At 71.2% G+C, this 14,129-nt stretch carries 13 protein-coding genes and 1 tRNA gene; 6 read left to right on the plus strand and 8 right to left on the minus strand.

Annotated features, from left to right (window positions below):
- The 3 genes from HHX35_RS21980 (at position 1) to HHX35_RS21990 (ending at position 4,547) form a co-directional block, all read left to right on the plus strand.
- Positions 1 to 1,143, plus strand: coding sequence for a pectinesterase family protein (locus tag HHX35_RS21980; protein ID WP_182900609.1), 1,143 nt, complete (start codon positions 1 to 3; stop codon positions 1,141 to 1,143).
- Positions 1,144 to 1,223: 80 nt separating this feature from the next.
- Positions 1,224 to 1,985 (plus strand): IclR family transcriptional regulator, encoded by a 762-nt coding sequence (locus HHX35_RS21985; protein WP_182900610.1) that lies wholly within the window; start codon positions 1,224 to 1,226, stop codon positions 1,983 to 1,985.
- Positions 1,986 to 2,081: 96 nt separating this feature from the next.
- Positions 2,082 to 4,547 (plus strand): caspase, EACC1-associated type, encoded by a 2,466-nt coding sequence (locus HHX35_RS21990; RefSeq protein WP_182900611.1) that lies wholly within the window; start codon positions 2,082 to 2,084, stop codon positions 4,545 to 4,547.
- Here the strand turns inward: HHX35_RS21990 and HHX35_RS21995 are convergent.
- The 3 genes from HHX35_RS21995 to HHX35_RS22005 form a co-directional block, all read right to left on the minus strand.
- A complete protein-coding gene (locus HHX35_RS21995) occupies positions 4,524 to 5,042 on the minus strand; it encodes a DUF3368 domain-containing protein (protein ID WP_182900612.1) in 519 nt (172 codons plus the stop codon). The genes HHX35_RS21990 and HHX35_RS21995 overlap by 24 nt on opposite strands.
- Entirely contained in the window at positions 5,039 to 6,109 is a 1,071-nt protein-coding gene (locus HHX35_RS22000) for an XRE family transcriptional regulator (RefSeq protein ID WP_259405265.1), read from the minus strand. The genes HHX35_RS21995 and HHX35_RS22000 overlap by 4 nt, the downstream gene beginning before the upstream one ends.
- A 233-nt stretch (positions 6,110 to 6,342) precedes the next feature.
- Positions 6,343 to 6,436, minus strand: a tRNA-Sec gene (locus HHX35_RS22005).
- Between the two features lie 90 nt (positions 6,437 to 6,526).
- On the opposite strand from HHX35_RS22005, the gene selD reads away from it, so the two are divergent.
- Both selD and HHX35_RS22015 read left to right on the plus strand, forming a co-directional pair.
- Entirely contained in the window at positions 6,527 to 7,540 is a 1,014-nt protein-coding gene (gene selD, locus HHX35_RS22010) for a selenide, water dikinase SelD (RefSeq protein WP_182900614.1), read from the plus strand.
- 46 nt (positions 7,541 to 7,586) lie between these two features.
- The gene (locus tag HHX35_RS22015; RefSeq protein WP_182900615.1) at positions 7,587 to 8,180 is read left to right on the plus strand and encodes a DUF6886 family protein; all 594 of its coding nucleotides are present in this window, start codon (positions 7,587 to 7,589) and stop codon (positions 8,178 to 8,180) included.
- 10 nt (positions 8,181 to 8,190) lie between these two features.
- Here HHX35_RS22015 and HHX35_RS22020 read toward each other — a convergent pair whose 3' ends face one another.
- The 3 genes from HHX35_RS22020 to HHX35_RS22030 all read right to left on the minus strand — a co-directional run bounded on the left by HHX35_RS22020 (position 8,191) and on the right by HHX35_RS22030 (position 11,434).
- Complete coding sequence (locus HHX35_RS22020; RefSeq protein ID WP_182900616.1) at positions 8,191 to 9,366, minus strand: MFS transporter; 1,176 nt, start codon at positions 9,364 to 9,366, stop codon at positions 8,191 to 8,193.
- A gap of 176 nt (positions 9,367 to 9,542) precedes the next feature.
- Entirely contained in the window at positions 9,543 to 10,190 is a 648-nt protein-coding gene (locus tag HHX35_RS22025) for a response regulator transcription factor (RefSeq protein ID WP_182900617.1), read from the minus strand.
- Positions 10,175 to 11,434: a sensor histidine kinase gene (locus HHX35_RS22030; RefSeq protein WP_182900618.1), complete on the minus strand. Its 1,260-nt coding sequence runs from the start codon at positions 11,432 to 11,434 to the stop codon at positions 10,175 to 10,177. Before HHX35_RS22030 ends, HHX35_RS22025 begins: the two co-directional genes overlap by 16 nt.
- A gap of 222 nt (positions 11,435 to 11,656) precedes the next feature.
- Between HHX35_RS22030 and HHX35_RS22035 the strand changes: the two genes are divergently transcribed.
- Positions 11,657 to 12,088 (plus strand): hypothetical protein, encoded by a 432-nt coding sequence (locus tag HHX35_RS22035; protein ID WP_220505719.1) that lies wholly within the window; start codon positions 11,657 to 11,659, stop codon positions 12,086 to 12,088.
- A 53-nt stretch (positions 12,089 to 12,141) separates the two neighbouring features.
- On the opposite strand, the gene HHX35_RS22040 is transcribed toward HHX35_RS22035, so the two are convergent.
- Positions 12,142 to 12,906 (minus strand): alpha/beta hydrolase, encoded by a 765-nt coding sequence (locus HHX35_RS22040; protein WP_182900619.1) that lies wholly within the window; start codon positions 12,904 to 12,906, stop codon positions 12,142 to 12,144.
- Positions 12,907 to 13,098: 192 nt separating this feature from the next.
- On the minus strand, positions 13,099 to 14,034 hold the full coding sequence (nrfD, locus tag HHX35_RS22045) for an NrfD/PsrC family molybdoenzyme membrane anchor subunit (protein ID WP_259405266.1): 936 nt from the start codon (positions 14,032 to 14,034) through the stop codon (positions 13,099 to 13,101).
- Positions 14,035 to 14,129 lie beyond the last annotated feature (95 nt).

Raw genomic sequence — 14,129 nt, forward strand, 5'->3', positions numbered from 1 at the left:
ATGTCGTCCCTGACCCCCCTGATCGGCCGGCGGCAGGCGCTGGCCGGCGCGGCCGCCGCGATCCTCGGACTCGCGGTCGCGTCGCCCGCACGCGCCGCCCACGTGCTCCCCTTCGGCCGGTACGGCTCGCCCCGGCGCCGGCTGAACGACCGCACGCTGTACGTCGACGCTCAGGGACGGGGCGACCACGCCACCGTCCAGGCCGCCGTCGACGCGACACCGGACGCCCCTGCCGAGGGCTGGACCCTGGTGATCGCCGCCGGGACATACCGGGAGACCGTCCTCGTGCCGCAGGCCAAGACCGGCCTGTGCTTCCTGGGGGCGACCGGCGACGCGCGCGACGTAGTGATCGTCTACGACAACGCGGCCGGCACGCCCAAGCCCGAGGGCGGCACGTACGGCACCAGCCGCAGCGCCACCACCACGATCCAGGCCGACGGCTTCACCGCCGCGCACGTCACGTTCGCCAACGACTGGCTGCGGGCCGACCACCCGGACATCACCGGCACCCAGGCGGTGGCGGCGAAGGTCATGGGCGACCGGTCGTACTTCGAGAGGTGCCGCTTCCTCGGCCACCAGGACACGCTGTATGCCGACACCCGCGCCCTGGCCTCCTTCGCGCGGCAGTACTACCGCGAGTGCCACATCGAGGGGGACGTCGACTTCGTCTTCGGCCGCGCGACCGCCGTCTTCGAGCGGTGCGAGCTGAGCACCCTGGCCAGGGACGTGACGTTCCGTCCGTACGGCTTCGTGTTCGCACCGAGCACGGCCGCCGCCAACCCGCGCGGCTACCTGGCGATGCGGTGCGTGATCAACGGGACCGCGGCCGACGCGTCCTTCGGCCTGGCCCGGCCCTGGCGGCCCAGCAGCGACCCGACCGCCCTCCCGTCGCTCGTCGTACGCGAGACCTGGATGGGCCCCTCGATCGACGCGGCCGCGCCGTACGTGGACATGAGCTCCGGATATCACTGGCAGGACGCGCGGTTCGGCGAGTTCCACGACATCGGCCCGGGTGCCGCGATCCCCGTCCCCGAGAACCGGCCGCAGCTCACCCCCGAGCAGGCCGCCGAGCACACGCCCCGGAACTACCTCGGCGACTGGCGCCCCGGCCCCGCCCTGCTCCCCCGTCCCTCCGGCCGGTGACACCGTTCTGTCGGTCGCGGCGGTAACGGCGGGCTCCTCCTCCGCGAGTTCCTGATAACCGCCTCGGGAGGGGAGTCCCCATGGACGTGCGGGACCACGCCAGCGCCGGTCCCGGCCGGGAACCGGCGCTTCGGACCGGGACAGCCAACGGACGCGGCGTGCTCGAAGGGGCGTTCCACCTGCTCGACGTCCTGGCGGCGGCCGAGGACGGAGCCGGTCTGTCCGAGCTCGCCCGCGACGCCGGCATGCCGAAGGCGACCACCTATCGCCTGCTCCGGCAGCTCGCGAACCTCGGCGCGGTGCAACGGCACGGACAGCGCTACTTCGTGGGACGGCGGCTCGCCCGTCTGGGCGGCGCCTGGCAGCCCGACCCGCGGCTGCAGGCCGCCGCCCGCGAACCCGTACGCCTGCTGTCCGCGCTGACCACGACCGTCACGTTCCTCACCGTGCTGGAAGAGGACCGGGTCAGGGTGATCACGGCGACTCGGGGAGAGATCAGGGAGGTGCCGCCGGTCCTGCCGGGTTCCGAGCTGGCCGAGGCGACCGCCGCGGGCCGGGTGCTGCTGATGCAGAGACCGGACGGCGACGCCGTGCCGCCGGGGTTCACGCTCGCCGAATGGCGGCGGGCCCAGGCGGTCTTCCGCCGGTCGGGTTCGGTCGCCGCCGATCATCAGGAGGTCCTTCCCGGGGTCTGCTGCGTGGCCGTACCGGTCCGGCGCCCGGACGGCGAGATCGTCGCGTCGGTCAGCGCGCTCGCGGTGCGGCCGGCGGTGCCGGCGGGGCTCACCGAACTCGTGCTGCGGGCGTCGAGGGAGATCACGCGCAATCTCGGCCGCACCTGACACCGGTCCGCTGAGTGGACCGCGCTGTTTCCTCCCCTGGGCTGCCCGGCCGACACTGCATCGGCAGGGACCGGCCGTACGTGCGAGGGAGCCGCAATGGCCGCTGAGACGACCCGGCTGACCATCCAGATCGCAGAGGAGAACGCCGACCCCCACGAACTGGAGGACCTGACGGCCCGGCTCCGTACGGAGTTGCTGGAGATCGACGTGGTGACGGCGCAGGCCGAGCGGGGGGCGCCGCCACCGCCCGGCGCCAGGGCGGTGCTGTCGTTCTCCCTCGGCGGCCTGGTGGTCTCCCTCGCGGGCACGGAACTGCTCGCCGCGGTCGTGGGCGCGGTGACCGCCTGGCTGACCCGTGACCAGCGCCGGTCCGCGAAGCTCACGATCGACGGCGACGCGATCGAGCTGACCGGTGTGCCGTCCGGCGAGCAACGCCGGCTGACCGATCTCTGGGTGCGGCGGCACGAAACCGTTCACGCCCCCGCCCGGACGCGGAGCGCTCTCATCGTGGCCGGCGACGAGTACCGCGATCCGGGGCTACGCCGGCTGCGCGCTCCCGCACGCGACGCGGAGGCGCTGGCCCGCGTGCTCGGCGATCCGGCGATCGGCGGCTTCCACGTGCGGACGCTGCTCAACGAGCCCACGCACGTGGTCAGCGAGATGGTCGAAGAGTTCTTCACCGACCGTGCCCCGGACGACGTGCTGCTGCTGCACTTCTCCTGCCACGGCGTGAAGGACGACAACGGAGAGCTGTACTTCGCCACGCCCACCACCAAGCTGAACCGCTTGGGGGCGACCGCGGTCTCGGCCGAGTTCGTCAGCCGCAGGATGAGCCGCAGCCGGTCCAGGCGCATGATCCTGTTGCTCGACTGCTGTTACGCGGGAGCGTGGGCACGCGGGGCGCTGCCACGCGCCGGCATGGGCGTGCACGTGGAGGAGCAGTTCGGCGGGCACGGCCGAGTGGTGATCACCGCGTCGAACGCGATGGAGTACGCCTTCGACGGCACCGAGCTCGCCGACGCCCAGGAGCAGGCGCCGTCGGTGTTCACCCGCGCCCTCGTGGAAGGGCTGGAGTCCGGGGACGCCGACCGCGACCAGGACGGCTACGTCGGCATCGACGAGCTGTACGACTACGTCTACGACCAGGTCCGGCAGACGACACCGGGCCAGACCCCGGGCAAGTGGGCGTTCGACCTGCAGGGCGATCTCTACGTCGCGCGGCGCGCCCGCCCCGTCACCGTGCCCTCGCCCCTGCCGGCGGAGCTCCAGGCGGTGATCGAGAACTCCCTTCCCAGGGTCCGTGCCGGGGCGGTCGAGGAGCTGCGGCGCCTGCTGAGGAGCCGGCACGAGGGTCTCGCCCTGGCGGCACGGCTGGCACTGCAGGAGCTCGCCGACGACGACAGCCGCACCGTGTCCACGGCTGCCGCCGAGGCCCTCGCCACCGGCGGGACAGCCGCCGACCCCGGCACCGGCGCGCCAAGCGCGGCGGCGAGGACGCACACTCACCTAACGCCTCCGACCACACCTTCCCCGGTAGGACAGCAGGCGTCATCCATCTCCGAGACGGTGACGGCGGAATCGCCGGACCCGTCCGAGGGTGCGGCGGGGATCCGGAACCGCGTCCTCCGAGCGGTCCGGTCACGCGACCGAGCCCCGAGTCTCCGGGTCCCCGCCCTTCTGGCGGCCTTCCTGCTGGCGAGCGCGGCGCTCTCATGGTTGACCCCGGCCGCCGCGATCTGGCAGTGGCTGCTGGTGGCCGCCGCCCTCGGGGCGGGACTGCTTCCCCCTGAGGGACGGGCTCGGGAGATCACCCTCGGCTTCGCCGCCGGTCTGAGCGCGGTCATGCTGGGGTTGCTCGCGTTCTACGCGGAGGAGTACAGCAGCGGCTGGAGCGTGTGGATCGCAGCGACCGGGACCCTGCTCATCTTCGCGGTCGTCATGCTGGAGGGCGCACCACCCGGCACGACGCGGTGGTCATGGCTGGGGGAGCGTACCGCCGGCCTGATCGCGGTGGCGGTGATCGCGGCCCGCCTTGCCTCTCCTGAACGCATCACCGACGACCCGGGGAAGACGCTTCAGTGGTGGGGAGCGACGGTGGTGGCGGTCGCCTGCCTCTGCCTGTTCGTCGTCCGCGGCATCGAGCAGCGACACGACGCCCGAGCCCTCGTCGCGTTCGTCCTCGGCGCCGCCGCGACCGTGCTCGTGGTGCTCGACCTCGGCAGTGCCGTACGCACCGTCTACCTGCCCACTGTGCTCGTCATGCTGCTGCTCGGCGTCCGCCCGGCCCGCGGGCGGCCGGAGTTCCTCGCCGCCGCCCGGCTCTCCCTCATCGCGGGAGTTCTGCAGGGCGTCGCCGACCACGGTCTCGTGAACCGCGTGGATCCGCGGTTCGTCATCGGCGCCGTCGCGAAGGACCATCTGATCCTCCAGATCGTCGCGGCCCTCCTGGTCGCGATCGCCGCCTACACGGCCAGGAGCGGTTCTTCCCGCTCGTCCTATGCCGAGTCGCCGTCGTCAGCAGAGTCGATGGCGACGGGCCTAGGAGAGAAACGTCGATCCTGAGCAGGGTAAGCGCATGCCTGTCGCGCGGAGGGCGTCCACAAGGTTCTCCGCACCCACTTGTGTGAGCTTGCCCTCCCGGCAGGCGGTGCCGAGAAGCCAGATTGTCCCGTGCACCTCCAGGCCATAGGCCCTGCCCACTGCAGTGGCATCGCGATCGTCGGTGATGGCGATCCCGCCGAGCAGTTCAGCTGCGCAAAATACGCTTGCCTCACCCAGATCACGGCCGGACGAGCCGACACGCCGAACCCACCGCGCGAAGCATTCGAGTTCCTGCAGTGTGGACAGTTCCGCCATCCCCAACCATTCGGCGTCCAATGCCTGCCGCAATGCCGGGAACGTTCCAATGTCGACACGAAGCTCCTCGTGAACCACACGGGTAGTGAGGCATGGGCGTCCGGCGAGAAGGTCGCGCAAAACGTCCAGCCGTTCAGCCCGAGAGAAGTGACTGAGGCTTGTGGCATCGAAGATGAGCACCTGGTCGGCGGATGACGTCACGGCTCGATGTCCCAGTCGTCCCTCGCGGGGAGATCGCCCTCCTCGACCTGACCGCGCATCAGCTCGATCGCCCGGGATGTCGTTATCAAGTTCTTCTTCAGGGCCCGGAAAACGGCGTGCGCGTAGCTCGGAGGCACCCGAACGGACTCCAGGTCCGGTTGGGGGGTCCAGCCCACCGCCTCCATCAGCTCTGCTCGAGTAGGGTTCCGCCGTCGTAGCTCCTTCGCCGCCTCTCTGTCCACCGCCCCGGCCTCGAGCGCCTGCCGCACGGTCAGGGACCACGAGGTCCGATAGGTGGCGGCGAGCATCAGGAGAACGTCTCGGATGGGAGCGGCGGACTTCCCGGCGCGCTCCTTCACGACCCCCGCAGGCAGGAGGAGCTCAGCCGCGAAGGCGTCGATGACCTGCTCTCGCTCCGCCCGGGATGTGTGGACACCCAGGTCGGCCGAATACTCGTCACCTACGATCAGGTGGCCCAGTTCGTGGGCCGCGGTCGCCCGGCGACGCCCTGGATCGCCCTGACTGCTGACGACGGCCACCGCCACGTCGCCGTCCACGAGCGACGCGCCGTCCCCGCGAGTCGCGACCACGGCGACGAGTTGCCCCATACGCTCGCAGAGCGTCATGAGCGAATCAACCGGTCGCGCGCTCAGGTCGAGGCTGTCCCGCACCCATCTGGCCGCCGATCTCGCACTCTGCATGTCGTCCACAGTCCCCGGGTAGCGGCGCACGGGAGGTGTGACCAGGTCCCCGAGCCCCGCGAGCTGCCGCACGTCGGCCAGCCAGGCGGACAATGCCAGCTCCAGCCGATAGGACTGGCGAGTCACATCGGCAATGGTGTCGTCGGTCAGCTCGGCCCGCCGGGAGATGATCGGCTGAGCCGGCCTGAGGAGGAAATCCAGGGGCACGCGGAGCGCTTCGGACAATCTGACCAGTTCCAACGCGTCGATCCGTCGGACACCTGCCTCGATCTTAGCGATCATCGTACGGTCGAGACCGACCGCCGCGGCCAGTTGGTCCTGCGACAGGTCGGCCGCAAGCCTGCATTCGCGGACGCGGTCGCCCATGTCCGCCCACTCTCCGCCGATCCCCATGGTGCGATTTTCGCACATGGTCGGGTCAACAGAGCCTGCGGAAGGAATGAGAATTCGGCCTCTGGCAGGAAGCGCCTCTCCTGTCCGGCAGATCTACCACGAACCTTGCGGCAGATCTGCCACTGCCATGACCGCTCACCCGGATTGAGCTGGTCGAACGCGGACTGTCGACGGGACCGGAGGCTGACCTGCCAAGGCGGGGGTGAGCGGAGGCGGACGGGAATCGAACCCGCCAGGCCGAGGACCTCGGCCTCGTCGGTTTTGAAGACCGCGGGGGCCACCAGGCGCCCACACACCTCCAGGGAGAAACCTAGCCGGAACGGGGTAGGGAAGGCGGCGGCGCCCCCATGGTGGCTGCGTGGCGGACGAAGGACTCGAAACGAGGGCGGTATGACCAAGGCGGCGGAGCGGGCCGGAATCCGGCTGACCCAGCAGGCGCACGGGGGCGGCTGCGCCTGCAAGATTCCCCCGGGTGAGCTGGAGAGCATCGTGGCCGGACTCGTGGCCCCGAACACGTCGGCGTACGCGAACGAGCTGATCATCGGGCTCGACGACGGCGACGACGCGGCCGTGGTCAGGATCGAGGGCGGCCGGGCGGTCGTCGCCACCGCGGACTTCTTCACCCCTGTCGTGGACGACCCGTACGACTGGGGGCGGATCGCGGCCACCAATGCGCTGTCCGACGTGTACGCGGTGGGCGGCGAGCCGGTCGTGGCGGTGAACCTGCTGGGCTGGCCCAGGGAGACGCTGTCCATGGACCTCGCCAGGGAGGTGCTGCGCGGGGGCCTTGACGCGGCGCGGGCGGCGGGCTGCCACGTCGCGGGCGGTCACAGCGTGGACGATCCCGAGCCGAAGTACGGCATGGCGGTCACCGGCCTGGCCGACCCGGACCGGCTGCTGCGCATCGACGCGGGCCGGGCGGGAATGCCGATCTCCCTCACCAAACCGCTCGGCGTGGGCGTGCTCAACACGAGGCACAAGGCGACCGGCGAGGTGTTCCCACAGGCGATCGAGGTCATGACGACGCTCAACCGGGACGCCTCGCGGGCGGCGCTGGCGGCCGGGGCGGTGTGCGCGACCGATGTGACCGGATTCGGCCTGCTCGGCCACCTGTACAAGCTGGTCAGGGCGAGCGGCGTCACGGCGGTGGTCGACGTGGCGTCCGTGCCCTACGTGGAGGGGGCGCGGCAGGCGGTGCGCGACGGCTACGTCAGCGGCGGCACCCGCCGCAACCTGGATTGGGTGCGCCCCCACCTCGCCCCGGGCCGGTACGCGGAGGAGGACCTGCTCCTGCTGGCCGACGCCCAGACCTCGGGCGGCCTGCTGGTCGCCGGTGAGGTCCCCGGCGCGCCGATCGTCGGCGAACTCGTCCCGGCCGAGGCCGCCGCGATCCGGCTCGCCTGAGACCTCGATATCGGCCGCGGTCGCGACGAGGTGGTAGACCCGGGACATGCGACCTGAGCCCGGCGAGGTGCTGCATTTCTCCGAAGACCCCAATATCGCCCGATTCATCCTGCATGTGGCGGCCACCGCGCGGCAGCCGGAGGCGTACGTCTGGGCGGTGACGGCCGAGCGCTGCGCCGACTACTGGTTCCCTCGTCAGTGCCCGCGGGCCATGGCGTGGACGACGCCGGACTCCACGGACGCCGATCGCGACCGGATCATCGGGCCGGGCTGCGGAGAGCGGGTCCACGCCATCGAGTACGGCTGGCTGGAGGCGTTCCTGACCGTCCGCCTGTACGCCTACCGCTTCCCGGCGGAGAAGTTCGTCCCGTTCGGAGAGCCGGTGCCCAACGCGGTGGTCGCGACCGAGCCCGTCGAACCCCTCGGGCCGCCCGAGCCCGTCGGCGACCTGCTGCGACTGCACGAGGAAGCCGGCATCCAGCTCAGGCTGCTGGACGACCTCTGGCCGTTCTGGGACGCGGTGACCGCGAGCTCTCTGGGCTGGAGCGGCATCCGCCTCCGCAACGCCCGCCCCCGGCGCTCACAGCCATTCGCTGATCGCGGTGACGAGGATCGCGGCTCCGTAACGCGTCACAAGTGACCGTACGGAGTCAGCGAGGTTTCCCGAGCGACCATAGGGAGACCGCCATGAGGAGAGCGGTCAGCCCGCCGCAGATCATCACGGTGGAGACCGAGAAGGCGTCCACGACGCGTCCGCCGAGGAACGCGCCGAGGGCGAAGGTCGCCTGGAAGGAGGAGGTGAAAACGACCGTCGCGGCTTCGGGCGTGTGAGGGGCGGCGGCGATGAACGATGCCTGCGAACAGACGGGTACGCCTCCGTAGGCCAAGCCCCAGACCACGAGTGACATCACGGCGCCGATGGTTGTGCCGCCGACCGAGGGCAGCAGCAGGGTGGTGAGCGCGATCAGGAAGCCGCAGGTCACGAAGGCGGTTCGCGGCCGTGTCACAGTGCCCTTGCCGGCCAGGAAGTTGCCGACGATTCCGGCGACGCCGTACGCCAGCAGGATGGCGCTGATCGCTGCGGGAGGCAGGCCGGCGACGTCCTGGAGGAAGGGCGTGACGTAGGTGTAGGTGCCGAAATGGGCCAAGACGATGAGGAAAGTGGCCGGCAGGGCGATGGCGGCGCCCCGGGTGCGCAGCAGGTCGAGCAGGACGCGAGGGCTGGTGACCTGATGGGCGGGCAGCGGCGGCAGCAGGAGTATCAGGGCCGCCAGAACCAGGAGTGCCGGCACGGCCAGGACCAAGAAGGCGGTCCGCCACCCGGCGAGGTCGCCGATGAAGGTGCCGGCCGGTACGCCGAGCACGGAGCCCAGCGGCACGGCCGAGAAGATCACAGCGGTGGCGGTGCCGACGGCGTGCGGCGGCATCAGGCGGGCGGCCAGTCCGGCCCCGATGGACCAGAAGCCGCCGATCGTGAGGCCGACGAGCGCCCTGGAGATCAGCATGATCCAGTAGGAGGTCGCCACCGCGGCCAGCACGTCGGCTACGGCGAGCACCGCCATAAGGATGCACAGCATCACACGGCGGTCCAGGCGCGCGGTGGTGAGTGTGACGGTGGGCGCGGCGACCGCGGCGACGATGCCGGGCAGGGTCATGGTCAGCCCTGTGGTGCCGTCGGAGATGCCGAAGTCTGCGCCTATGGCGGTCAGCAGGCCGATGGGCAGGATTTCGCTGGTGACGATGGCGAAGATGCCCAGCATGAGCGAGGTGACGGCGAGCCAGCCGATGAGGGGCGAGCGGGGCCGGGCGAGCGTGGTGGTCGGCATGGGGTCCGTTCGGCCAGGTGCGGGTGGAGGGCGGGCACCCAGCGAAGCAGTGAGGTGGCAGCGGGCACTGGCACGTTTCGGACGCGACCACACCCCTTGCGCGAGCCCGGACAGCGCGGTGAGGACCCGGCTACGCCCGCCCGGCAGTGGCGAGCAGGCCGACCTGAACGAGCACGTCAGGGTTTGTTCAGGTAGGTGAGGACGGCGAGGACCCGGCGGTTGCTGTTGCCGTCGTCGGTGATGCCGAGCTTGCCGAAGATGGAGGTCGTGTATTTGCTGATGGCGCTCTCACTGAGGAAGAGCCGCTGGCCGACGGCCTGATTGGACAGCCCTTCGGCCATGAGGCCGAGCACCTCGTGTTCGCGTTCCGTGAGCCGTTCGAGTCGCCGGTTCGACGACCCGCTGGACAGCAGTTTGGCGATGACGGCCGGGTCCATGGCCGTCCCGCCACCGGCCACCCGCTCCAGAGCGTCGATGAACTGATCGGCGTCGAACACGCTCTCTTTGAGGAAATAGCCGATGCCGCCGGTGCCGCCGGCGAGGAGCTCACGGGCGTACAGCTGTTCGACGTGCTGGGAAAGGATCAGGATCGGCAGTCCGGGCAGCCGGCGGCGGGCGTCGAGAGCCGCCCGCAGGCCCTCGTCCGACTGGGTCGGCGGCATGCGGACGTCGACGACCGCGACGTCCGGCCGCTGTGTCAGCAGCGCGTCGAGCGTCTCGGGCCCGGTGGTCGCCGTCGCCACCACCTGGTGTCCGTACGCCTCCAGGAGGCGGACCATCCCGTCACGCAGGAGGTAGAGGTCTTCGGCTACGACGATTCGCATGGCACAACCATTCTCACGCGGGTCGGACCGCCTGCCGGACTGGTGATCTCCAGGGTGCCGTCGAAGACCGCGAGGCGGCGGCGCAGCCCGTCGATCCCACCGCCGGCTCGTACGCCGGCCCCGCCCTCGCCGTCGTCCTCGACCTCGACGACGACGTCGGTGCCGTGGCCGGCGATGGAAATCCATGCCCGGGTCGCACGGGCGTGCTTGGCCGCGTTGGTGAGCAGCTCGGCGACTCCGAAATACAGTGCGGACTCGATCGGCGGGTCCAGGCGCAGCCGGAGGTCGGCGCTGACGGCGGCTTCGAGGGCACTGTCCAGGGCGAGGGCGCGAACGGCGTCGACGAGCCCTCGCTCGGTCAGCACCGGCGGGCTGATGCCCCTCACCAGGTCGCGGAGCTCGGTCAGGGAAGTGGCGGCCCCGGCTCGCGCCTCCCGCAGCAGCGCCTTGGCCCGGTCGGGGTCGGTCTGCATCAGCCTCTCCACGGTCGCCAACGACATGCCGAGCGCGACCAGGCGCGCCTGCGCTCCGTCATGCAGGTCCCGTTCGATGCGGCGGATCTCGGCGGCCTGCGCGACCGTCGTGTCCGCGCGCTGGGCCGTCAGCTCGGCCACCCGGTCAGCCAGCGCCATCGCGGGCGACGGCCCCAGGAAACGGACGGCCACCGGCCCGACCGCCCGCCAGGCGTACGGGGCGGCGCCGATCGCCACGGCCACGCCGAGCACCCCGATCAGACGCATGGAGGCCGCCGGGTGGCCGAACCCGACGACCGCCGCCACGACTCCGGCCGGCGGAACGGCCGCGATCACCCCCATGGTGACGGGTGCGATCACCGCGAAGCGCAGGTCGCGCCAGGTGGCGGGATCGCTCCACCAGAGCCGCATCCTCTGGTCCCGGCGAGCGTCCCGGCTGGTGCGCTCGTAGGAGAATCCGTTCCACCAGTAGCCGGTCGACATACGCACCACCGGCGCGGCCTTCCGATATCCGGGGGGAATGACGGTGCCCGTCCATCTGGCGACGACAGAGCGGACCATCCGGCAGATCGGGCGGGACAGGGCGAGCGTGCCGATGCACGCCCATATGAACGGCGCTATCGCCGGCCACGGGTTGCCGCCCCACCACCAGATCCACAGCCCCACGGCGGCGGCCCACACGGCCGGGACCAGCATGCTGACGACCATCACGACACACGCTCGTACGAACCCCACGGCGGCACTCGCCACCCACGACACCAGCTGTCGCATGAGCCTTCCTTCGTACTCCACGACCCCGGTTTCCGAGGTGTTCGGCGATGCGCCGGTCCGGGCCGGTACGGCGTGATGTCTCCACTGTGTACCGCACAGAGCCCGGCGCCCAGCCGATCGCCCCCGGAGTGGGTCTGGCCCCACCCCCGCGTGCGTCCAGACGCATACCGCGCCGCCCGTCCGCTCCCTAGCGTCGAGACCACGACGAGAAGGAGAAATGACATGACCACCATCACCGGCGCCACGGCACACCTCGACGACGGCCGCACCCGAGAGGCCTTCGACCTGGCGAAGAAGTGCGTCACGCTCTCCGGCATGATCTGCGGCATCACACTCGCGACGGTTGCCGTGCTGTCGATCGTCGATCACCCGGGAACCACGTTCATGTGGGCCCGGGCCGTCATACTGCTCGCCATCGCCTCGGTGCTCCGCCGGATGATCGTGCGTGCTTCGCAGGGATCGCGGCGCAGCTTCGAGCGTATGCGCACCATCAGCGTCACCATGCCGATCGCGATCATCGGCGTCGACCTGATCCCCGGTATCTGCCCGGCGTGGTACGCCGTGATGCAGGCCATAAGCGTCCTGCCCCTGATCGCGGTCGCCTTCATCCTCAGCGGATCCGGACCCCGCGCCGCTTTCCCCAAGACGCGCTGAGCACCCGCTGCCGCGGCGCCCGGCCGGCGAGCCGGACGCCGCGACCGCGCACGTCAGGACGGCGGGGTGACCGCTCGGCCGAGGTGCCGGGCGAAGAACCGCACCGCGCTGTCGGCCTCGAACCTGGGCAGCTCCTTGTGCCTGCCCGCGTTGGCGTGCAACGTCTTCTCCTTCGAGGCGAAGGCGTCGAACAGCGCGAGACCGGCTTCGCGCGGGATGTGCTCGTCGCCCCACTGCATGTCGAACTCGATCGGAATGGTGATCTGCTTCGCCTTCTCGGCCAGGACGTCGGGCCAGTGCTGGCCGAAGACCGCGGCCGTGATCCTGGGTTCGATCGCCACGAGCGGTATTCCGATCGCGGTGCCCATGTTGATGCCGAAGTAGCCGACCGGCCCGTCGGCGCCGATCTCCGGAAGTTCCTGGAGCGCGTCCAGGGTCGCCTGCCACTCGGGCACGGCGAGCTCCGCCAGGTGGGCGTTGTAGCGGACGACGATCGGTCCTTCCGGTTCGCCCGCCGCCCTCGCCCGGTACAGCTCGGCGATCTCCTGCTCGTCGTGCGCGGTGCGCGGCCGGTCGCCGTGACCGGGCGCGTCGATGACGGCGACGTGGAAGCCGCAGCCGGTCACGAGAAGGCGGGCGCGGCCCGCCATCGCCGGATGCTTCTTGTGGTTTCCGCCGCCGTGGCCCATCAGGACCAGGGGCGCACGATCGGCGCCGGGAGCCGGCGACCAGAGAACGCCGGGGACGTCGCCCACGGTGAAGTCGCGTTCGACCATGCCGTTGGACGACGACTCGGCAGTGAACCGCAGAGAGTGCACAGGTGTTGCCTTTCGGGAGTGCCTTGGTGTCGAGGCGCTCCCGGGCGACACCTACGTCGATCGCCCGGCCGTGATGGGAAGGGGGAGCACCCACGTCGATACTGCGTTCACGGGTCTCACCTCCTCGGCCGGTGTCACGGTCGACTGCAAGCTACCAGTCTGATCATCACCCCTTCCACCCCTTTTCCCGACCTAGCGGCCGGGGACGGAGGCGGGGCGGCCGGCGTCGAGGCGGTCGCGCTGCGGCACGACGGTGTACTTCGGGTCCTTGGCCGAGGCCCGGCCCGCCTCAAGCACGCCGAAACGGGTGCACAGGGCTCCCGCCGTGATCGCGAGCCCGGACAGCGCGGTGAGGGCCCGGCTGCGACCGGCGACCGTGGCGATCAGGCCGCCGCCGAGGGTGAGCACGCGGGAGGCCCGCATGAGCCTGCCCGCCCTGCCCGTGCGGTACGGCTCGCCGACGAGACCGAGGCGACGCTCCATCAGCCCGCCGGCGACGACCTCGGCCACGGCGCCCGCCGCCGCGGCGGCGCGGGCGGGCCCGGCCTGCGCCCGTGGCGTGGTCAGCATGACGGCCGCGCCCGCCGAGGCGAGGGCGCTCCCGGAGAACAGGAACGGCAGCTCGCGCATCCCCTCGTGCCAGGCGGGGACGGCGGTGTCGGCCAGCAGGACGGCCGTGTAGGTGGCCATCGCCACGCCGCTCAGGCCGCTCGCGACCGACGCGGCATCGCCCGCGAGGGGCAGCAGGCCGGTCACCGCGGAGCCCGCCGCGACGCCGGTCAGCCCGCTGTGGGCGGCCAGCGTCCAGGAGCCGACGCTCATCGGCGAGGTGAGCTTGAACACCCGCAGCATGTTGAGGAAGCGCATCGGCCGGCCCAGCTCGGCCACGAGGAAGGCCGCACCGGCGCTCGCCCCGGCGAAGGCGGTCATCCGGGCTGCCAGTTCCAGCCGATCCCGCCCGGTGAGGCGGGCGGCCGCCGCCATCGCGCCCGCCGCGCCGGACAGCCCGCCCAGATAGAGGTACGTCGGCATGTGGGGTTCGTGCCAGATGGGCTGCTTGATGACCGGCTGGCCGTAGTAGGACCGGAACTCGGCGTCCGGCACCATCTCGTCCCGGCGCCTCGGCATCAGTGCCTCCCCACACACGGTGTCGCCATCACACTCGCCCATCCCACTGACCGGGCGGCGCGTACCGGCCCCGGCTCGTCGCGGTCCTCCGCCAC

This window comes from Microbispora sp. H10830, from assembly GCF_014161375.1.
Taxonomy (GTDB): Bacteria; Actinomycetota; Actinomycetes; order Streptosporangiales; family Streptosporangiaceae; genus Microbispora; species Microbispora catharanthi.